A 21251-nucleotide genomic window follows, 5' to 3' on the forward strand; every position below is an offset into this window, starting at 1 on the left:
GAGATGAATAGATGAAAATGGTTGAAGAATGCAGAGCAATGATTAAGAGAAAGGCTCGATTAGCTGCGCTTGCCACGTTAATCCCGATTCCGGGGATTGATGTATTCACCGATGTAGTGCTATTAAAGCAATCTATTTCTTACATTGACAGTAAGTTTGAAAGATTTTTCGGTAGAGGACCTGATCGTTAAGGAGTGGGTTCGTCCAATTGGGGCAAGTAGAGGCTGTGATGGTGGACCCATCTGAAGATGAGGAGGATACAGATGAATAATCCTTTAATGGAGAAGCTGCTGGAAGTATTGTTTGAACTTAGTAATGAGTGTGAACAGAGCTGGGAATTCAATGACTGGCTATCTGAACAAGATATCTTCGCTAGAAGTATAGATGAGATTATTTTAGGTATGTTAAATAACAAAAATTAAGTCTTTGACTTGCAAAAATTTGTCATATAGATTTTAAGAGCCTTTCGAATCCGTCTGCCGGTTTCGGAAGGCTCTTTTGCTTGGAACATGAAACTCTCTATTCTTTATGCTCCTGCTGGGAGTTCTTTTATCGCAGCGAAAAAGCTTGTGACTTTGTCATGAGTAGTTGTAACTAAATCGTTTCAACTTTAAGCTCTTTGAATTCTGCATCAATTTCTTGCAGGAATAATGTAATCATATTTACATATCGAGCCTGTATCCATTCAGTCACGAATGGAGTGGGGCAGAACAAGGTGTGTGTAAGGCCATCCCGAATAATTAAGCAATGCTTGAACCAAGTGTCAAAGCTGGGTTTTGATACTTTGGTGAGGAGAAGTTCACAAAGTGAATCCCATAACGCTTTATCTTTATCGGTCTGCTGATCCTCCAGCAGCCGCTTTCTAGACTCACGTTGTTCACCTAGCTCCTGATCCCCTCTATGCTTTCTAACCACCGTTCCGTTTTCCAATGCCTGATCGTAAATGACACTATAATCAAGGCTGCGTTCCAGCTCCGCAGGATGGTTCGTAAGATTCACCAGTTTTTGCATGTACTTATCATGATCCACTCTGAGCTCATTAGGTAGCCCATCGTATAAATCTTGTGGAAGGAAGGGGACCTGCTTTCTTACTTTAAAGAGTGGGCTCTCTTCCATATTATTCTTGTCTATATTGATGCAGTTGAACATTACCACAAATCCATATTTTTCGAGCAGGGCCAAATACTTTTTGAGTGTATTGCGGGACTTGTGCATTTTCTTACCAATGAGGTCGAGATCCGGCCAACAATAATCGAGCTCTCCGTAACAGTATCGCTTAAGGTGCATATACAATGCTATCCCTTCGGCGAATAGGAAATGTCCCCAGTAATCTAAAATATAGTTACTTAGGAGGGTAATATTACCGTCCATATATGGGATGGTCTGGCCATGTTTGTCCAAACTGAATGAACGAACATCTTCTTCTTTAAGGTAAATCCGTTCGAGCTCTTTTTTGGTATATAGCTGCTCGGAATCCCCAACGCGGCGATTCTTTGTCTCTGATTCGCCAGTAGGTCGGTATCTATAGTAACTTAACCTAAAGTGATTCCCTTTCAGATTTTGTTCCATCATAACAAAACTCCTCATATTCATAAAATAAGGCAGATCGAATAAAGAGGAGGGACTTCACTTTTCAAACAGACTTATGGTATAATGCTCATAGAATGTTTTTAAGTGAGTTCCTACTCTGTGACATTTTTAGTCCAACGCTTGGCGGCCGATAGACTTTAAATGTTTGGCGATTAGGGGCTTTTTTTTATGTATTTTAATGTAAAAAAACACACATTTTAAATGTGTGCAGCAAAATAAAGGTATAAGGGATGAACAGACAGTTCGCCCTATACTCTCCTGCACGCACTAAGAATATATCATACCTGTAACCGACAAAACAAGCGAAATTATGGCAGGGACCGTCAAACTAAATAGTTGTTGTCTTATACTTTTGCTATATGCTATAATGAATTCAACTTCATATTTGCACGCAAAAAAGGGACACTTCAAGTGTCCTTTTTTTTATTTACCCTTAGTTGCATCTCTGCTATAATCGAATTAATTAATTGATTTTGAATTTTCTTCGTTCCTTTCGCGCAACGAAGAACAAGAGCCGTAATTGGCATATAGATATGGAAGGATAAATGTATACCCTATTTGGTATGCCTTTTTTTACTTTCACGACAACAATGGCCCCTTCGAATCCATCGGAGAGGGCCTTTTTATATTTCATTGTCCCTTCTTGGCGGGATGGGACAACATTTAAAAAGGAGTGATCAAAATGATAGAAAATATGAAGCTAAGAAAAACGAATAGACCTGGGTGGTTCGAGATCCGGTCATCTTGTCCAATTTGTGGAGAGAAAACCTGGTGCAGAATAAACCCTAAAGAAGGTATCGTCTATTGCATGCGCATTCCTTCAGATGAATATCACGATTCCACCATTGGCAGACAGTATAAGCACAAAGTGGACAAAACATCAATTGAACCAATAACTCCAGAAGAGTCCGGGGATGTGAAGAAAAAGGATCTTCCTTATCTAGATCTGATTTATCAGACGATGCTCTCAGAAATGAATCTTAATCCATTTCATTACGAGAATCTTACTGTGAAGAGAAAAATGACCGATGAAATGATTCGGGTACGTCAGTATCGTAGTCTTTCCGCTGATATTAAAAGCAAGGTGCCTATAAGAATAGGTGGTCGCCTACGGAATATGGATTCACTTCTCGGGGTTCCTGGCTTTTATCAATCAAATGGAAAGAACGGTCCATATTGGACTATGGCTGGTGCTGAAGGGATGATGATCCCTTTCAGATCAATAAGAAATGAAGTAAGTGGCTTTCAAATCCGTCTGGATCATCCTCGTCTATTCTTGCGTTTTAAAGGTGTAAAGCCTAGCGGGATTGAGGTTAAACTACTCCCGAGCAGTGGATTAAAAGGGACGATAGTAGAAGAGATGGAATCTCAAAACGGACTTAGAATGGCGTATTGTGAACTGCATATCAATAATGTAGTCACTAAAGCCACGCTTACTGAAAAAGAGAAAAAATCAGTTAAAGGCTGGGGAGAGTATGAGTCTATTTCAATTGAACTTGTACAGGAAGACAAATACCAGTGGTGGAGTAGTAGCAATAAGCCTTGTGGCTCTAGTATTGGTGGCCCACTGCCGTATCACCTGGCACTGCCGGTTCAGTTGCTAGATCGCTGGACTGGTGAACTTGCTAGTGATATAGCAAGCTGTGACGAGGTTTGGATCACAGAAGGCCCAATCAAGGCGGACAAGGCAGCTGATGCTCTTCAAAAGCCTGTGATTGGTTTACCTGGGGTTGGCGCGTATTCACTTGCGATAGAGCCCTTAAAAGAACTTGGTTGCAAACATGTCGTTTTAGCGATTGATGCGGATGCGGCTGTAAACCCAAAAGTCGCTGAAACCTTGGAACGATGTGTAGAATATTTCGCAAAAAAAACCGACATGAAGCTGTCTTTAGCTATCTGGGATATGTCAATTGGTAAGGGAATAGATGATCTAACCGATTCCGGCTACCTCCCTCAGATCATTTGCTTGGTGGAGTCAAAATCGAATAAAGCTGCTGTTTAAAGCAGCTAAAGAGAGGGAGTCATTAAATTGATGAACCGTGTAATATTGATCGGCCGATTAACTAAAGATCCTGAGCTGAGATACACCCCTGCGGGCGTTGCCGTAACTCAATTTACGCTAGCCGTAGATCGTCCATTTCAAACGCAAGGTGGACAAAGAGAGACAGATTTCATTCCAGTTGTGGTTTGGCGGCAGCTGGCAGAAACGTGTGCTAATTATCTCCGGAAAGGGCGATTAACCGCTCTTGAAGGACGTATTCAAGTCAGAAATTATCAAAACAATGAAGGTAAGCGTGTATATGTGACTGAGGTAATTGCTGACAATGTTCGTTTCCTGGAGTCTAACCGCAATGGTGGAAACAGTGGAAGTAATGGTGGCAGCAACAACAGAGGGCACGATCAGGGCAAAAACGATCCGTTTTCCGATGACGGCAAACCGATTGATATTCCAGATGATGACCTTCCATTTTAATTACGCATCATTGCAGCATGGCTGCTAGACTCGTTTGAAAGCACAGAAATATCAAGCGTTTTTAATACCGTGGTCCTGCGGATGATGCCGGACTACATACAAAAGGATGAAGTAAGAAACTTTATCCAGAGAAAGCCAGCCCAATCTTAATTGGCCGGCAAACTGACGCCTTAGACAAAAAGACATGTCTAAGGCGTCTTTCTATTTGAGGAGGAATCAGGATGTATGAGATCAACGCAAGGTCAACGTTAAGAGCCTTCTTACGCAGGCTAGAAACAACAGGAAGGACTTTAACGGCGAACGGTAAAGCCAACATGTATGCGGGGAGAGATCAGTTCACGCTGCGGTTACGTGCCGCTGGAAGTGAACGGCACATCGTATTGAAGTACACTCAGATCCGGGCAGCTCTACAGCTCACCTACTACGAAAGAACAGTGACCAGAAAGGATCTCGAAGTCTACACGAAGGGTGCAAATAGCGCTTTACTGGGAGTCTTAATCGAAATTTTTGCATCTCAAGGGAAGATAACACGGTCAAAAACGGGTCTGGTTCGCCTTACACTGCGTGGAGTTAGATACTTTGTTGCCGGCTGTGATAAGAGTGTGCAAGATTTGATGGTAGCTGTAGCTGCAGGAGCGAAGTTCATTTTGTTGACTTATGCCCATATTCGTAGCCAGCATGCCTGGAAGCGGCATGTAGATCAGTTAGGTCTGAAGGTACTGCTTGATAGTGGTGCCTTCACCAATTGGAAGGCGAAGAAGAGAGGGGTCCCGTGTCCAGACATCTTGTTAGAGGATTATGCCAAATTCATATTCGACAACCGAGAAAGATTGTATGCTTGGTTTAACTTGGACATTGTTGGTGATCCAATTTCAAGCAAAAGGAACGAGGAATACTTAAGGGCAGCTGGACTGACTCCAATACCCGTCTGGCATGCAGGAGGTAGTCTTGAAGTACTGAGGCAAATGGTCAATGAAGACCATGCCGTCATTGGAATTGGAGGTACTGTAGGGATGAGCGAACGAAAGCGGAAGCAAGTATTCGATGAAGTGTTTCAGCTATTCCCATCTCAGAATTTTCATTTCTGTGGTGGTAGCAGCCGACTACTCACACAGTACGAGTGGTTCAGTGCGGACAGTATCGGTTGGCTTGCTCCACGTATGTATGGGGCAATTATCACGGAAAAGGGGCAACAAAAAGCGCCAGTATCCATGTCTCCAATAGAAGCAATGTTCCGTAGCTGCAAATATTTGCTTAGCCTGGAACAAGTATCTCAATAGGGGCCGTTGTGGCGAATTCAAGAAGGGAAATGTAAAAGCATTTTGCTCTTATGCTATTTGGATTTAATAGGGAGTTGGCTATAATAACTGTTAGATAGTTCATATAGCTATGATGGTTTAGATTTGGCTGATAACCTGATGCAGAGGTGAATAGATTGTTAGAAGATGCTAAGTTCAATTATCATGGAGTATTGGGGCAATTTAAGGATGATTTCGATGCTGTCATCAAAAAGATGCGGGATCAGATGAATCATCGACAGGAATGGAAAAAGAAATCGTATACCGAAACCATTAAAAATTTAGCAGGCAATTTTAAATATGCAACAGTATTGAGCAAATTGAAGCTGAGTGCTCTCCCGATTATAGGTGGTGGCTTAACCTGGATGGTTGCTTATGTGAAGGCACAGCCTTGGTGGGCAATTGGTTTGTGTGTTGCAGGGGTAGTAATCCTATTCCTGCTCAGTATCTATTATTTCCAAGTGAAAAAATATCAGCAGCGAATGGCAACCATCCATGATCCAGCTTTCCATCTAGGGGCTCTGGAAGCCTTAAGGCCGAAAGAGTACGAATTCTGGGAGCGGTTTATTGGTTTTGATTATGCCGGCTTTTCGTTTAATGGTTTATATGATGCACTTGCGAGTAACATGACGGATGCAGCTCTATCTCATGTTGCAGGGATCGCAAAGGGGAGCATTCAAACCTTACAAGATGTAATTGAAGCACAGGAATCTGATATTGAGGTCTATAAGGCCTCCATCAGCGTCTATGAAGGTGAAATAAGCGAATATGAAAAAGCTGTTTCTCATTTAGTTAAACTGTTAAAATCCGTAAATACGAATGTTTATCGTCTCGTTAACCAGCGTCTTTCCCTTCACGACTTGGACTTTATACTACCATTCACCATTTATTGGATTGATGGGGACAAGCTTCGTCTGATTATGGACAAGGGAACGTCCGGGGCAAGTAAGGAAACGTTGTCCATCAACGATTCCAACGAGCTTCGGTATGCAGCAGTTGTAGCAGCCCTAAACCCAAGTAAGGAAGGGATAATAAAACATACCCCCTACCCAGGGCGAAACATTCTCGCTTTCACGATGAGAATGCAGTATGACGAATATTGGGTATGGAGTTTCCACTATGATGACGATGATTATGTTGCCACATTGTTCCTGAATGACGAAAATGGTATAATAGAGTCAAAAGAGATTCGTAGATTAATACATGCATTTTGTTTGGTATTGCAATCTCATCGTGTTAATCTAAAGGAGGACGGCCATGATGTCCATGAAACAGATGCCAATATGGCTTAAAGAACGTTCCCAGGAAGAAATTATTAATAGCCGTCGTGAAAAACGGCATGAAAGACTAACGCAGTTGGAAAGAAGGTCGGCAATAACCCAAGAAAAGGTTGAAGCTGCCTTGAAATTAATTCGTAAACTTTAAAAAATTCTTTTAAAAGCCCCGGAGAAATCCGGGGCTTTTCGTTTATTCCTGTCATTTTTCGGAAAGTACTAGATTCAGTACTTGAAGGGAGTGAGCGTATGAAAGAAAAGAAGAAAGTCATACCGTTTATATCGCGTCCTGTTTTTATTCCAGATAAAAGCCAGGAGGAATTGATTGAAGCAAGACGTAAAAAGCGCAAGGAGCTGCTGGAGCAGATCAAAAAGAAAAAAAAACCTTAATAACTGCGTACTTTAAGCTGTCGTAAAGCTCAGCAAAGAAGAGGTATGGTTTATACCACTCAGTAAGCTTTATTTTCACGAAAACATACCTTATTGCGATTAAAATATAAATAAATTGACGTAATAGGCGTATGTATCAAATAATTACCAAGTGGTATAATACCGAATATTAAGATTTCTTTATTTTCTCTGTCTTTGTGATAGAGAATAGGAACACACTGAGGGACACTCTGTGTGTGAAAAATCCAGAGGCAGTCAAAGCCGGAAAAGTAGATTAGCATGCATTTGTATGCTTTTTTCTATTTTTCCGGCTTTTTTTATGCCCACAATTAGGGAGGACAACAATGAGTGTAGTATTAGAACAGTTAAACTCACAACAGGAAGAAGAAACGAGTCAGGTTATTGATTTCTCGGTGGAACAAAACAGCCTGAGTCAGGCTTTTCAGCTTTGTGCTAGGGTTATACCCAAAAATAGCCATGTACCTCTGTTGCAGTGTATTAAGTTGGACATCATTCAGGATAAGCTGTTTATTACGGCTATGGATATTGAACAAGGTGTTCTACAGGTCCTAGACATTGTTAATCAGGGGGATAATGGCAGTTTTCTTTTACCGGCCAAGGAAGGAATGGAACTAATCCGAAGGCTACCTTCAGGTACTATGAAGTTTACAAAAGATGGAATGGAACTGGAAATCCATCACAGTAAAAAGAAGAGCACAGCTAAGTTGCGTGTACTTGCAGCGGATGAGTACCCGCTTCTTCCAGATATTAATACTGGGATTACCTACAAACTCAGCTTAAAGCACTTGAGTCAAGGTGCAGAAGCAGCTGAATTTGCGGGGACTAATGCCAATGTACCGGTACTTACCGGCATTCAATTGTACAACGATGAGGGAAGGATCGCATTTTTAAGCACCGATCGCTACCGAGTCTATCGTTACATTACGGATGTAGAGTGGGGGAGCCATGAGCCTAAGACGTATTTAGTCCCGGCACTGTTATTTCAGCGCTTTGTGGATGTTATCCCCAAATCCAACGATGCTATTGAATTAGTACTTACGGACAGACGGATGTTCCTTCGAGCTGAAAATTTAATGTATTTTGTAAGCTTGCTGGATGGTACGCCTCCGAATGTTGCACGTGCTTTTACTCAGAAAAAGATAGGACATCAGGTTACGATGTCTCGGGAAGAACTTTATCAAACCCTGCATTTGGCACTATCTATGGATTGTTCTGACAATCGGATAACGCTCCAGCGTAATGACATGGGCTTATTCTCGATATTTGGGAAATCCGATTACGTTGAAATTAATGAAGTTTTTGAAGATGTGCTCCTCGATGATGATTTTCCTGAAGTCATCTTCAACGGCCTATTCACAAAAAAGGCAATAGCTGTGACCGAATCGGAACAGGTCACCATTACGGTAAAGGGACCACTAGATCCTGCCTTTGTCACGTTTCCAGAGGTGCCGTCGATTGAGCTCATTATCCTGCCGATCCGTCCAATTTCGTTATAAGAAAGGAACAAACCCTATGAATATTTGGTTGCCTGATGGAAATCTTGAATTTTTACGGAACCATAACGACTTGGTTGTGCTTGTAACTAAGCACATTGGGGATGAGGCAGGGAGAATGGTCCAAGAACTCGTGCATCTTAGTGACATTAATGCTCACAAAGTCGATAGCGACTTTAAATCATATGAGTCGCAAGTTGAATCAAATCAGCATGCTTTTGAGGAAATTGGCGAGGTACTTGACCGAATGGAGCAGCAGCTTGCAGCTGCACGGATCAATAAAAGAGTGTTGTCCGAGCTCTGTTCGAAAACGCGGGTGCTAGTCTCGAATCAACTTTGATTGGTAGATATATACTTAGTACTCACCAGACATATGTTGATGCATATCTAATATCAAATTCAAATATATAAGGCAATCTCCCAAAACTGAGCTTGCCAAATTACGAAAGAGCTGTGGAAACAGTTCTTTTCTTTATGGAGGTCAACAATCATGAATGAAATGAAAGGCATGTTCTCACGAATTATTAATAACAAAATTCGTATGGGCAATTTTGAAACCATTGAGGAAGACCTGATTGGTCTACGGAATCTGCTGAACTATCCGGAGCGCCCTTTTTCCATTGCTGACCTCTGTGCTGGAAGTGGTCGGGCACTTGAGAAACTAGCTGAGGGGAGCAGCGCCGTTACCTTTGGGATTGAACCCAATGAGAACAAATATGTGGAGCTCCGCGATAGAGCTACCCATGCCTTATTCGGTGGATATGAAGAATGCCGGCTGACGCGGAACTTCTACAATCTATTGTACTTGAATCCACCTTACGATGCCGACAGTGATCAGGAGGGCGAATCTGAACGGAAGGAGAAGCGGTTTTTAAGGCATCTGCTTCCCGCTCTAAGTATCGGGGGGGTGCTCATTTACAATATCCCTTTGTATCGTTTGGAGAAGAGCATCGCGAGCATCCTTGCCGCGAACCTGGAGAACATCCGATTGTATCAATCCCACGATTCCACATTTAAACAGGTGTATATCATCGGGAGAAGGCGAAAATCCATTTTTATCGATACGGATGAGGCTAAACGATTGATCGCCATTCGGGATGGAGAGATCCCGCTGGTCAAGCTTCCTGATGAGTATACTCCCCTGTACCAGGTGTATGAGGGGAATGTCCGGCCGAAGCTTTTCCGTTCCAGCAGGGCAGACGTGGATCAACTGCGGAAGATTTGTCTTTCTTCTCAACTGGTTCAACGTAGTATGCAGCTTTGCAGCCCGAAAAGACCGGCTGCGAAGCTGCAGCCCCTTCTTCCAGACAAAGAGATGCACCGGGTACTTCGAATGGCTTCTGGAAAACTGAACGGAAGAGTCGGGCAAGGAGAATTCATCCATGTTCTAAAAGGGATTGTAAAGAAGGTAGCGTCGATCGGAGAGCCAGATGAAACGGATCATGAGATCGTCCAAACGGAGACCGAAACCTTTAAAATCACATTTAAACTGGTGGATCGCAACGGAAATATCAAAGTCATCCACGGATAGGGGACCGGCAAAATGAAAACAGTTGAATTTTCTCATAAAGACATCTTCATTAAAGTCCATGTGTCTCTAATGGTATATGAACAGCAAGCTGACGGCGGTGAACTGGTGTTTGCCGTCGTAATCGATATTGACTCACGTGTTCAAGCTCTCTTTGCGCAGTTTCATCATGCTAAACGAGAGGATGCATCATTTCGCTTGAGACATGCCAGAGCGATTGGTGAACAAAAGAAGGATGAACCTGGTATTCGCATTACAAGCAAGGGAAGCTATAAGCATCTGTCCCATCGGGAGGATGACACCTTTGTTACAGGGATCATTACTAAAGAACAGACAATGGAAAGAATTGGGGATGAATACATCGTGATGGTCTGGGATGGAGAGCTCCACGAAAAGGTATTTTGGAGTATTGAACAGCATTACGAAACGCCGATGCTTCCTGAGTGGATCCCGTACGTGCTGGATCAACTAAGTGAGCAAGATAAACTGAAACAGTTACATGTGGAAGACTCTGATCAGGACTATCCATTGTTGCAAGCCTATAAATTAACGGCGAGTGAGGATGACCTGGATACGATCATCAGCATGGGTCTTAGTTCCGGAGCTATACACATTTGATGAGAGAAAAGGAGATAACTATGAATACTCAATTAACCAGCTGGGATCAGGTTGATAACATCGGTGATTATCTGGGGATGTTTGGAAACGACTTAATCCGTCGTCTGAACGAAGAATATATCCCGGTTCACCACCCAGTCAACGATCCTTATCTCCCTATTCTAGACGAGATCCAGCGGCCGCTTTTTGCGGCCCAGGCTCATGTCGTGACTGCACTTTATAAAGGATTCCAGAAAAGTCGCAGATTGTTGGTCTGCGGGGAGATGGGGACGGGAAAAACGTCCGTGTCCATCGGGGTCTTCTATGCTGCAATTCAGACCATGCTTCAGGGAGTAGGTCGGGTTTTGTACATGGTGCCGAATCACTTGGTCAAAAAGACCAAACGGGAAATCCAGATGCTGCTGAAAGACAAATGCCAGGTGACCTTTTTAAATAACTACAAGGACGTCCTGAACCTAAAGGATTCAGGGGTGTTCAAGCAAAAGCCCCGGAAAATCGAGGTCTATATCATTGCTAGAGATACTGCAAAGCTGGGATTTACGTATGAGCTGGCAGCTAAGCGAGTCCAACGGACCTACAAGAAAAAAGTAGAGCGCAAGGGCGCTGAAGACACCTTTTATCCTACCACTGCTTTTAGCGGCTGGGTATGCCCGGAATGTGGTGGACAACTCATGAAGGAGGTAGACGACAGTCTACTTCCTATGGAGGATGAGGATTTCTTTGATAAACACGGAAAACCCGTGCGTCGTACCTATAATTTGAAATGTACAAATAAAATTAAAAAGGTTTCAGCCGTTCACTATGAAGTGGACCCCGATGGGCGGAAGATGAAACGGGTTGAATTTAAAGAAAAACTTTGCGGCAGCCCGTTGTGGCAGGCTAAAAACAGAGATAAACGTAATATAAGCGGAGAGTTAGTAGGAGCAACCGGAGGAGCTCCACGAAGAGTATCTCCAGCTGACCTCATGAAAAGGTATTTTAAACGTTCCTTCGACCTCTGTATTGGAGATGAGTGCCATGAGCTTGCCGGTGGCAGCGCTCAAGCACATGCCTTTCATGTATTTATGAATTGTGCCAAGTATTCGCTTGCTATGACGGGTACCTTATCAAACGGGTATGCTTCGAGTCTGTTTGAATTATTCTTTCGGATGTTCCCGCAGCGGATGATCGAGAATGGTTTCCGGTGGGGTGAGGTGTCCAAATGGATTGATTTGTACGGGGTAAGAGAGAGAACGGTCAAGATCAAAAAGGATAACACGTTAAATAGCTCCAGTAACGGTACAACGAAGCGAGTAAGCGTCAAGGAGCTGGCTTCGATTGGTCCGCAGCTATTTACGGACTTCCTCAGTGATGTTGCCTGTTTCATTCAGATGGGAGATATCTTTGAGGTGTTACCAGAGCTCAAAGAAGGGCCTGTAAATGTCTCGATGGAAGGCAGCCGTACCTTTATGAACGGCAAGGCCAGAATCGAGCGAAAAGCGGGAAAGAAGAAGCGGAAGATCTGTAAAAGTATGCGGCTTGTAGCTCCGCCCTGGTATCTCGAAGCAAATCTGAACATGGTTGAAAATTTGTTAAGACAACAGATTGACAAGGATCTTCGAGCCACAGGACAGTCGCTATTATTAGGTAGCCTGGTTAACACGCTGCTTAGCTATCCGGATCTCCCTTTTAATTTTAATGGAATCTACCATCCGGATACAGGGGATTGCATTGTACCTGATCATTATCGATTGAGTGATAGGGTCATCTATCCTAAAGAGCAGCAGCTGCTCAAATTCGTTAAGGGACAGTTAAAGTTAGGCCGAAAAGTCTGTATATTCTCCGTATTTACTGGTAAAGGTGGGACTCATGAGCGGTTGGAGATGCTGCTGCAGGAGCGAGGAATCAAAACCGCTATTCTACGTTCTACAGTACCCGGGAAAGAGCGCGAGGAATGGATCGCCGCTCGAGAGCGAGAAGGGGTGCAGGTATTACTTACGCACCCTAAGTTAGTATCAACAGGACTTGATTTACTTGGCTTCCCTACATTGTATTTCTATCAGACGGGCTATAAAGTCAACGATATTCGCCAAGCTTCAAGACGGCATTTCCGGATCGGTCAAAAGAATCTCTGCTTGACACTATACAGTGCTTATAAGAATACAATGCAGGAGCTGGCGCTGAATCTAATGGCGGCGAAGATGAGTACGGCCATGGCTCTGGAAGGGAAGTTTAGTCAGGATGGGTTAAGTGCGTTGACCAGTTCTGCCGGCGGAGGCAGTATTGCGGCGGAATTGGCCAAAAGGTTTGTTGGTAATCAGGTTGAGGGAGTAGAAAGTGCTGAATCGATCTGGGGGACCATGACGATTGATGCAGAGGCTCTTGCACCTGCTGCACCAATTGAACTTCCTGCAGCTCAAGCAGCCGAGGAATATGACATCTTCTCGATGATTTCTGAGATAAAGAAACCCGCGGAGAAAGCTGCTGTGCTGCTTACCGAGGTTGAAGTCACTCCAAAGCCAGCGCGCCGGGAAATGGTCATGCAGCATGCTGAAGAAGGACAACGGGTTGTTCGTAAGAAGGATTGGATTGCTGAATTCCAAGAAACCACTTTTACATCGTACTTTCATTCAACCCTGGATCTGACTACACCTATTACCACAGCACAGGAGGTTGCGACTACTGAGGATCAGAACCCAATAGTCCGTTATACAACTGCTACTTTGCGCGAAGCCTTACTTCTTTGGGCAGCAGATCATATTCCACAGGATACCTTAAATCGATTTCAGGAACAGATACATTTTGTCGAGGAACAGGTATCACAAGGAGTAGTTGGTTTTACGTTGCAGCAATACGATGGAAACTGTGCGTTAATCTGGCATGCTGAGCAAGTGTCCTCCGACGAAGTGCAGTTTCGTAGATGGTTGTATCAATTGACCTGTAAGCCGGTACCTTCACAAAAAGTGGATTTAAGTGTATCCGGCAGCAAATCCAGTACAGTAAAATCCAAACAAAATGTACGTAAGACCTATCGCGTATCTACGGATCAAATTGCTATGGACTTCTAGTGATTATTAATATGTTCAAATATTAATAACATAAATCGGGAGGATTCTCATGTGGAAGCATCAATACTAAAAATGCTTGAGATTAACTTAGAACACCTTTCTTCTAAAACAATCCAACTATTAGATGACAACTCGCTTGACATCTTAGTGTTTGAGAAAGAGGGATGAGGATTTTTTATACCGGTGATACACTCTACTGAAAATCTTCCCGAAGATTTGAAACAGATATTCACACTGGCAGAAGCACAGGAATGTGAATATATTATGCTCGACGTCAGTGGAACTGTATACGAACAAATACCAATCTTTGAACGGGTTTGAAGCTTTCAACGGAGCAGCCACTTGTGGCTGCTTTGTTGTTACCAGGACGACCCGATGCCAGTGTTACCTGGCGTAAACGGTTGCTGGTGGGCATCAGTATTGCCGTTAGTTGGGTAATTTTCGCAATATGTGGCGGATCTGCAGGATAGGATTATAGTGCTACACGATGGTGTAGGGGGAGGTGTATTTAAATTAAGAAAGCCCCATTATCCCACTGTATAATAGGAACTTTTTCCCAGTGAAAACGAACGAAAATCGCTGAGCATGTATTTCCGGGTAGATATCATCTTGAATTGCTCAGTTATTTATTTGTGTGTGCCTAATTAGACTGTTATCTGTTTCAATTAACTCTTTAAGTGAATTAGATAAGTAAGCTGTAACTTTCAGGTACTCAGTTGGACACAACGCAAATAAGGGGTGCGGAGCACCCCGACGGGAATCGAGAAAGGGTTATTGCAGAACCGGCTGTTCTCGGAAGGCCCGTTCAAGAGCATCGATGATGGAGAGGGATTGCTTTTTCGCAGTGGAAATGAAACTACGAATACGACTGAATACCTTGGCTCCTTGCTCACTGCGTAACGTCCCGGAAATCTTCTGCTGTACCTTCATCATCCGTATCTCTCGTTCAGCTTGGTTGTTGTCGAAGGGTACACTCGGGTCGCATAAGAAAGTCAGTACGGAAAGCCGATGGGTTTGAAGCCGATCGAGCAAGTTTTTCGGTTTGCTCTGCTTCGGTTTCCCTCGCTTGCCGACGGGCTGCACCACTCGCAGATTCTGTTTCGCATCCTCCAGACGTCCCACTTCCAGAATGCGATCATATCATATCGTGCGGCCAAATGGGAGATCGTTTCTGTCGTCCACGCTTCTCCGGATTGTGCGACCGCCTTGGATTCCAGAAGCAGGTTGATCATCGCTTTGGCCCAGGACGGCTTCTCCTGTTCCAGCACGAAGATCATTTCCCGCAGATGATGGACGTTGCAGAGCGCATGGTCGCATTGGTCGTGCTGAAAATACGGGGCCATGCATAGTGAACGGCGGTACCCCGGAAATTCGGCAGTACGTCGGCATCCTCCATCGCTTCCTTCAGAGATTTGTTGTTTACGAGGAACCTGAATAGTTACAGTTAGCTTTCTATTTCGAAAGAGGAGTGAAAATAAATGGGTTATGGAGGATTTCCGCCACCACCGCCACCGAATGATCTATTCTCACGCTTCCTGAAATTATTGGGCTCACTTTTTAATTTTGTGACTGCATTTATGTCTGGAAATATCCCAACTACAATTGTAACAGGTATAGCATTTCTCGAGGAAGCAGTGCAATTTGTTCAATTCGTATTTGGCCTCCTCGGCCCCCGGTTGGAGGAACCGGACAGAAATAGATTAGAGCGGCTCGTCGCTGGCTTAAAAAAGCAGGGCATCGATGACGCTCATACAGCCTTATTCGGGACATGAAAGCAGTAAGTCGTTGGAAGTTTATTCAAAACTGGAATCACCGATGCTCAGCAGGAGTACAACGTAGTTATCAATAAATTCCCCATTTAATTACATCTACTTTGCGGGTGGTGTCACTTCGCTGGTACTACCCCTATATGGGATTTGGGTAAGCTTTTATTTATCGCCGGATTTCTTATCGAATTCCGGCTTTTTCCTTTTTCTATTTAAATTTAAACAATGATGATTTATACGCCGCTTCAGTTTTCTTGTTTAATTTTCACTGGTGATCGTATACTTAATGTATTATATGATAACTGGACAGTGAAAGTTCCTACGTCTAAGAACAGCGAATCCGCGTCAAAATCAGCTGTATTCTGATTGGAGCGAATAAATTTGGTTATAGGTAAATGCGGGTTTTGAGCAAACAGGTGAAAAATAGACTTACTGAAATGAGCCGCAACCGTGGCTTCGGATACGACGGCACGGGATGGCGTTCGCAGGTAGCGAAAAACAGACCGGGAACGTGTCCCGAGTAACGCAGGGCTATGAGTTGAAGCAGCAAACAAAACTGTGAAGAAATTTTTTTACTGTTTCATCGTAAAAATCTCCGGTGTAGACTTCTCCTTTTTGAAATTCACTTTCTATCCAATTATTACATTCTTGGTAATAACGTGTGGCCGCAATTTTGATTAGGATAATATTCCATAATCAATTAACTAATTAATTAATTAGATGTATAATTAGTTAATGTGAGAAGGGAGGAATATTATGCGATGGCTATCATCTCTTTTTCGAAATAGAGATCCGGTCAAGGTTTTCTTTCGATTTTCAAAAGAGAATGATTTTGTACTATCCGTCGATGCTACGTATTCGCTTAAGACCCTTTCCCAAGCAATGAGGCTAGAAGGAGTGTGGACAGATGGCTCCACGCAAGCCATCCATCCGCAGTATGTCGTAGCGTGCCGGGAGGGTTTGCTCAGATTCAGTGAAGACCAAAGATACGAAATCTCTATTGACCCACGGATATTGCAACTTGATCTGCTCAATTCACATCCTGATGACTTTCGATTCTCGTTAGCGTGGGATCGTGAGCAGATGGAAGCTGTGTGTTTCCCGCCGGACTCGTCTGAAGTGTGGGAGAATGGCTGGTTTTTATTTAATGACAGGATCTTTCAAATCCGTGGGTGGACAGCTAAGGATAACATTTGGATTCAGTCTCCCATACCGGCTACGAAAATCGTTGAATTTCTGAGCATAACTATCCCTGATGCACTCCAGCGCGGCATTCCTATAGACTCTTCTATTAAGCTGCGGAAGCTACCAATATTTCACCTGGACATTGTGAAGGTGACGGAAGTAAGCATACTGATGATCCTTTTGAAAAATTGCCGACGGCCAGAAATTGTACCGGGCATAGAGGATTATGTGTTGGCTGACAATGATCAATTTTTCCTTAGCCCTTATCAAAATGAAATAGAGCAATTTTTGCTGAGCTGCGAGAAGCAGGGAAGGGACCGGTTTATTCTAAAGGGGCAGCAGATTCCATACCTGCTTGATCATATCGAAAAGTGGAGCAGTTATATCCGCGGCGATGTAGATGCCCTTCATTCCATGCACCGTATTATTCGAAACTTTGAATTGTCTCTTGAGGCTATTATGGAATACCACAAGGGGATCGGGTCCGTGTACGGCATGCCAGTAATCGGAACAGGTGATCAACGAATGAAGGCGCTGGAACTTCACTTTTCTTACCGAGCACATGAGCGTTATATTTTTCACCCTAATGGATGGATACCGGTCCGCATTTTAGCTAATCAAGGTTTGCTGGACAATGCATTATCCATAGCTAAAGTAGAGCTTACTCCCGACGAAATTGTTCAGCAACGATCCAATCAGTTCGAACAGTTTCCATTCATCTCTGATCTTCCTACTTTTCCTGCTATGGATGCAGCCTCACATCTGAAAGCATTACTGCAATGTGGTTTGCAGGGAGGGGTGGCCTGCGGTGAGAGAGTCTGGTTACCGGCAAGCTACCATATCCTGATGGACTTGATAGAACAGCACCCTGACTTCACTATTCTACTGATGGGCCCAAAAAACCAACTTGAACGATTTGAACGTGGTTGGACGGGTTCTTCGATAACCTGGATTAAAGAAGAGGATCGACTTGAAGCAATACCAACCTTGGTCGCTGTCACGCCTTACATAGCTGGCAAGAATCGTTTTATTCAAGACCGAAACTTTGATATTTGCATTTTTCTTGCTCCAGAAGAGGTCGTCAAAACCGAGGCTAATAAGACATTTGAATGGATGTGTCAAGTACGCGCTAGACTCCGTTTGTCTTTTTATGTGAATCCTCCTGAAGCTATAAATATGAAAATTCAAGCATCCATCCTGGGTTATCAAGATCCGAATGTAGCGCAGCAATTGATATACCCTGCGGCCTTTGGAAAGATAGTAGCCGACATTGTTCAAGAAGAAACAGAATCGGTGTACCTACAGACGCCAGAGCAGATTTTTGTAGCTCATGCAAGACAATTCGAGGAAGCAGCACTACCTTCGGGCGGACTTCTAGCACCAGATGGATATGAGGGGTACTTACCGCAGTTCACAGCAGAACAGGCTTCCTGGTATTTCTACTGGCGTGCTGAAACGAGGGCAGGACGCTACCATAAGACTTCCTTGCCTTGTATCTTTATGTACATCTATGAGCTGATAAACGGTATTGGCTGGATAGAACCAATAGATGGCCAGCGGCAGCTTATATCGATTTGGAATTTCTACCGTAATGACTTTCCTGAGCTGGCGTCATACTTGATGGATTGGATAGCGGATTTTTCCTGGGTATATGGTGTTGAGGTGGACCATATGGAGGTGATCGCGGGTCATGTGGATTTTGTTTCAACTCCCGTTATCGATGCAGCACTCATGCAGCGGCTCCGGGATACGCCGGCACGAATACCGTTTGACATCATAACCCAGCTGTATAATGAACCAACAGACTATATCGATTCGATTAAGGAGCAAATGGAGTTTCATTTGCCTCGCGTTATTGGATGGTGCAGTACACAACTCCATAAAGATCATGGAGTATCATTGGCGGAACAATTCCAGCCAGCAGAGGTAGAGTCGGTTCAGCGTAACGTGTTTCGGCATGCCTTGTATGCCGGCAGCCAGCGAACTGTTTTGTTACAAGTTTCTCCTTACAGAGACAATAAACCGTTTCGGGATTGGATTACGAGCATCATCCGGTATTCGGAAAATAAGATACGTTTCGCTTCCAACATGAAGGCGAGGTATCGACAGACTGCGCTTGCGCCTGGTTTGCAGCAGCACATCGATCAGTATTTCACGGCTCACCAGGCACAGGTTCTACGAAAAGAAAGGAATATCCGGATTAACCAGGAGGTTCTTCTGTCGCTGCAGGAGGACACAGAGCAAGTACAGCAGATGCTTGCTACAGAGAATGTTTACGAACCCCTAGAAACCAACGAAGATCAGCATCCATTGATGATGGCCGCGCAGGTGGAGGAAATGCAGATCGGATCCAAGGAGGGGAGCAGCTGGGAGCAGCTGCGTCAACGTCTACATCCGAAACATCTACAATTATTGACATTAATCAAACAGAGTGCTCCTGCAGCAGAGCTGGTTCAAGCAGCTGCAGCTCATGGCACAATGCTTGAGCTTTTGCTGGACGAGGTCAATGATATAGCTATGGAAACCCTGGGTGACTTGCTCATTGATGGAACAGTCATCGTCGAGGAATATCGGGAACTAATCAATTTTGGATGAGGTGATCTTTTTGACTGACTTAAAAATCCCCAAACGAGTAACGACTGCAATTATTAATTCCTTAACGGCAGGGGTAGTCCCGAGGATCGGACTGGAGTATGTGGCCGTTGGCAGAAAGCAGGAAATAGAGGCTATATTGCGTGACATGGATAGTATAGCAGAGGGAGGCGCAGCCTTCAGGCTCATTACTGGCAGATATGGTAGTGGGAAAAGCTTTCTGCTGCAGACCATTCGTAATTATGCGATGGACCGGGAATTTGTAGTTGCAGATGCGGACTTATCCCCCGAACGTCGGCTGGTGGGATCGAAGGGCCAAGGAATAGCCACATACCGAGAATTGATATCCAGGCTATCCACGAAAACAAGACCGGATGGCGGGGCGCTGGAGATTATGATTCAAAAGTGGGTTTCTAGTATCCAACAAGCAATTATGACGGAGGAGGGCCTGCTGCCGGATGACCCCGCTGTAACGATCGGGGTTGAGCAGCGCATTTATCACACCATTACTCAGATGCATGCGCTAATTCATGGATTCGATTTTGGTAAGGTTCTTGCTACCTACTGGAGCGGATACAAGCTGGGCGATGATGAGAAAAGGCAAGCTGCTTTACGCTGGCTCAGAGGAGAGTACAGTACCCGGACAGAAGCAAGAAAAGAGCTTGGCGTGACGGTCATTATCGACGATGACAGTTGGTATGACTATGTGAAGCTTTGGGCCGAATTTTCGACCCGGATCGGTTACAAAGGGCTACTGTTGATGATTGATGAGGGTGTGAATTTGTACAAAATCACGAACGCTGTGTCCAGGCAAGGGAATTATGAAAAATTGCTTTCTATGTTCAATGACACTATGCAGGGTAAAGCAAGGCACCTGGGTATTTACATAGGAGGGACACCGCAATTTTTGGAGGATGAACGCAGGGGATTATTCAGTTATGAAGCTTTGCGATCGCGGCTCGTGGAAGGCCGGTTTTCAGAGGCAGGTTATCAGAATTATGTCGGCCCGCTCATTCGGCTGAATGTACTATCGCATGAAGAAATTCTAATCCTTTTGCAGAAATTGAAGGAGATCCATGCGTTACACTTTGGGTATCTAGCAACATTGAGCAATGATCAGTTGGTTCAATTCATGCAAATGACAATGAATCGTCTTGGAGCTGATGAACTGCTCACCCTACGAGAAGTGATCCGTGATTTTTTGGATCTGCTTCATACGCTGCGGCAGAATCCGGATATACGCTATGATGACCTTCTGCAAGAACGCAGTGAACAAAATTCCATCGAACCTCTTCACGATGAGATGGACCAACTCCTGGAGGAATTCGAACTGTGACGGCGTACTTTTCCAAGCTGGCGCCATTTATTCAGGAGTATATTTATAGAAAGAAGTGGGAGAAGCTGCAGGAAACCCAAGTAGAAGCAGTAAAGGTGATCCTCGAGACCGAGAATCATGTTTTAATCGCAGCAGGAACGGCTTCTGGCAAGACGGAAGCCGCTTTGTTCCCGGCTCTCACAGATTTGTATCATCGACCATCCGCATCGATAGGCATTCTATACATCGCCCCTCTGAAGGCACTCATTAACGACCAGTTTGATCGGCTTCAGGAACTGCTAAAGGAAGGGAATATCCCTGTAGCACACTGGCATGGGGATGTGTCCAGGTCCGAGAAACTAAAAGTGATGAAACATCCTGCAGGTATCCTGCAAATAACGCCAGAATCTTTAGAAGGATTGCTGATGAATCATCCTGCTGCCATCCAGGAGATGTTTCATGATCTTCGATACGTCGTTATCGATGAGATGCATGCTTTTATGGCAGCCGATCGCGGAGCGCAGCTGCTGTGTCAGCTGGGCCGAATCGAGAAGCTGGCTTCCTGTCGTCCATGTAGGATCGGTTTATCTGCTACGCTAAGCGATTACAAAGGAGCAGCTGCCTGGTTGGGATCGGGAAGCACGGTACCGGTGAAAGTGAT

21 protein-coding genes and 1 pseudogene are annotated in these 21251 nt (G+C 44.2%); 18 read left to right on the forward strand and 4 right to left on the reverse strand.

The genetic code is table 11. The annotated features are described in order from the left end of the window. The first annotated feature begins 11 nt into the window (after positions 1 to 11). Positions 12 to 191, forward strand: coding sequence for a hypothetical protein (locus ACE41H_RS15675; RefSeq protein WP_375356361.1), 180 nt, complete (start codon positions 12 to 14; stop codon positions 189 to 191). 72 nt (positions 192 to 263) lie between these two features. Beyond that, positions 264 to 422: a hypothetical protein gene (locus tag ACE41H_RS15680; RefSeq protein WP_375356362.1), complete on the forward strand. Its 159-nt coding sequence runs from the start codon at positions 264 to 266 to the stop codon at positions 420 to 422. Between the two features lie 172 nt (positions 423 to 594). Here ACE41H_RS15680 and ACE41H_RS15685 read toward each other — a convergent pair whose 3' ends face one another. Continuing rightward, positions 595 to 1572, reverse strand: a complete 978-nt coding sequence (locus tag ACE41H_RS15685; RefSeq protein WP_375356363.1) for a DnaA N-terminal domain-containing protein — start codon at positions 1570 to 1572, stop codon at positions 595 to 597. Between the two features lie 700 nt (positions 1573 to 2272). Here ACE41H_RS15685 and ACE41H_RS15690 point away from each other — a divergent pair. The 12 genes from ACE41H_RS15690 (at position 2273) to ACE41H_RS25295 (ending at position 14053) form a co-directional block, all read left to right on the forward strand. Continuing rightward, positions 2273 to 3592, forward strand: a complete 1320-nt coding sequence (locus tag ACE41H_RS15690; protein ID WP_375356364.1) for a toprim domain-containing protein — start codon at positions 2273 to 2275, stop codon at positions 3590 to 3592. Between the two features lie 27 nt (positions 3593 to 3619). Then, positions 3620 to 4063, forward strand: a complete 444-nt coding sequence (gene ssb, locus ACE41H_RS15695) for a single-stranded DNA-binding protein (RefSeq protein WP_375356365.1) — start codon at positions 3620 to 3622, stop codon at positions 4061 to 4063. Positions 4064 to 4284: 221 nt separating this feature from the next. Beyond that, positions 4285 to 5343 (forward strand): hypothetical protein, encoded by a 1059-nt coding sequence (locus ACE41H_RS15700; protein ID WP_375356366.1) that lies wholly within the window; start codon positions 4285 to 4287, stop codon positions 5341 to 5343. Positions 5344 to 5498: 155 nt separating this feature from the next. Then, complete coding sequence (locus ACE41H_RS15705; protein ID WP_375356367.1) at positions 5499 to 6653, forward strand: hypothetical protein; 1155 nt, start codon at positions 5499 to 5501, stop codon at positions 6651 to 6653. Beyond that, positions 6619 to 6786, forward strand: a complete 168-nt coding sequence (locus ACE41H_RS15710) for a hypothetical protein (protein ID WP_375356368.1) — start codon at positions 6619 to 6621, stop codon at positions 6784 to 6786. The genes ACE41H_RS15705 and ACE41H_RS15710 overlap by 35 nt, the downstream gene beginning before the upstream one ends. Positions 6787 to 6884: 98 nt before the next feature. Continuing rightward, entirely contained in the window at positions 6885 to 7025 is a 141-nt protein-coding gene (locus ACE41H_RS15715) for a hypothetical protein (RefSeq protein WP_375356369.1), read from the forward strand. A gap of 344 nt (positions 7026 to 7369) precedes the next feature. Further along, positions 7370 to 8542, forward strand: coding sequence for a DNA polymerase III subunit beta (locus tag ACE41H_RS15720; protein ID WP_375356370.1), 1173 nt, complete (start codon positions 7370 to 7372; stop codon positions 8540 to 8542). Between the two features lie 16 nt (positions 8543 to 8558). Beyond that, on the forward strand, positions 8559 to 8879 hold the full coding sequence (locus ACE41H_RS15725; protein ID WP_375356372.1) for a hypothetical protein: 321 nt from the start codon (positions 8559 to 8561) through the stop codon (positions 8877 to 8879). A gap of 150 nt (positions 8880 to 9029) precedes the next feature. Then, positions 9030 to 10070, forward strand: coding sequence for a DUF6094 domain-containing protein (locus ACE41H_RS15730; protein ID WP_375356373.1), 1041 nt, complete (start codon positions 9030 to 9032; stop codon positions 10068 to 10070). 12 nt (positions 10071 to 10082) lie between these two features. Further along, positions 10083 to 10685, forward strand: coding sequence for a hypothetical protein (locus ACE41H_RS15735; RefSeq protein WP_375356374.1), 603 nt, complete (start codon positions 10083 to 10085; stop codon positions 10683 to 10685). Positions 10686 to 10705: 20 nt separating this feature from the next. Next, the gene (locus ACE41H_RS15740) at positions 10706 to 13732 is read left to right on the forward strand and encodes a DEAD/DEAH box helicase (RefSeq protein WP_375356375.1); all 3027 of its coding nucleotides are present in this window, start codon (positions 10706 to 10708) and stop codon (positions 13730 to 13732) included. Positions 13733 to 13909: 177 nt separating this feature from the next. After that, positions 13910 to 14053: a DUF5983 family protein gene (locus tag ACE41H_RS25295; protein WP_445974746.1), complete on the forward strand. Its 144-nt coding sequence runs from the start codon at positions 13910 to 13912 to the stop codon at positions 14051 to 14053. 450 nt (positions 14054 to 14503) lie between these two features. Here ACE41H_RS25295 and ACE41H_RS15745 read toward each other — a convergent pair whose 3' ends face one another. The 3 genes and pseudogenes from ACE41H_RS15745 to ACE41H_RS15755 form a co-directional block, all read right to left on the reverse strand. Then, positions 14504 to 14665, reverse strand: a complete 162-nt coding sequence (locus ACE41H_RS15745) for a hypothetical protein (protein WP_375356387.1) — start codon at positions 14663 to 14665, stop codon at positions 14504 to 14506. Positions 14666 to 14668: 3 nt separating this feature from the next. After that, positions 14669 to 14764, reverse strand: a pseudogene (locus ACE41H_RS15750) (IS66 family transposase); the annotation flags it as partial. Beyond that, a complete protein-coding gene (locus ACE41H_RS15755) occupies positions 14725 to 15075 on the reverse strand; it encodes a hypothetical protein (protein ID WP_375356376.1) in 351 nt (116 codons plus the stop codon). The gene ACE41H_RS15755 and the pseudogene ACE41H_RS15750, both read right to left, overlap by 40 nt. A gap of 135 nt (positions 15076 to 15210) precedes the next feature. Between ACE41H_RS15755 and ACE41H_RS15760 the strand changes: the two genes are divergently transcribed. The 4 genes from ACE41H_RS15760 to ACE41H_RS15775 all read left to right on the forward strand — a co-directional run. Further along, positions 15211 to 15504, forward strand: a complete 294-nt coding sequence (locus ACE41H_RS15760; protein ID WP_375356377.1) for a hypothetical protein — start codon at positions 15211 to 15213, stop codon at positions 15502 to 15504. A 750-nt stretch (positions 15505 to 16254) separates the two neighbouring features. Next, a complete protein-coding gene (locus ACE41H_RS15765; RefSeq protein WP_375356378.1) occupies positions 16255 to 19278 on the forward strand; it encodes a TerB N-terminal domain-containing protein in 3024 nt (1007 codons plus the stop codon). Positions 19279 to 19288: 10 nt separating this feature from the next. Then, on the forward strand, positions 19289 to 20611 hold the full coding sequence (locus ACE41H_RS15770) for an ATP-binding protein (protein ID WP_375356379.1): 1323 nt from the start codon (positions 19289 to 19291) through the stop codon (positions 20609 to 20611). Next, a partial coding sequence (locus tag ACE41H_RS15775; protein ID WP_375356381.1) for a DEAD/DEAH box helicase occupies positions 20608 to 21251 on the forward strand: 644 nt, incomplete at its 3' end. The genes ACE41H_RS15770 and ACE41H_RS15775, both read left to right, overlap by 4 nt.

The sequence above is a fragment of the Paenibacillus enshidis genome, from assembly GCF_042136365.1.
Lineage (GTDB): Bacteria > Bacillota > Bacilli > Paenibacillales > Paenibacillaceae > Paenibacillus > Paenibacillus enshidis.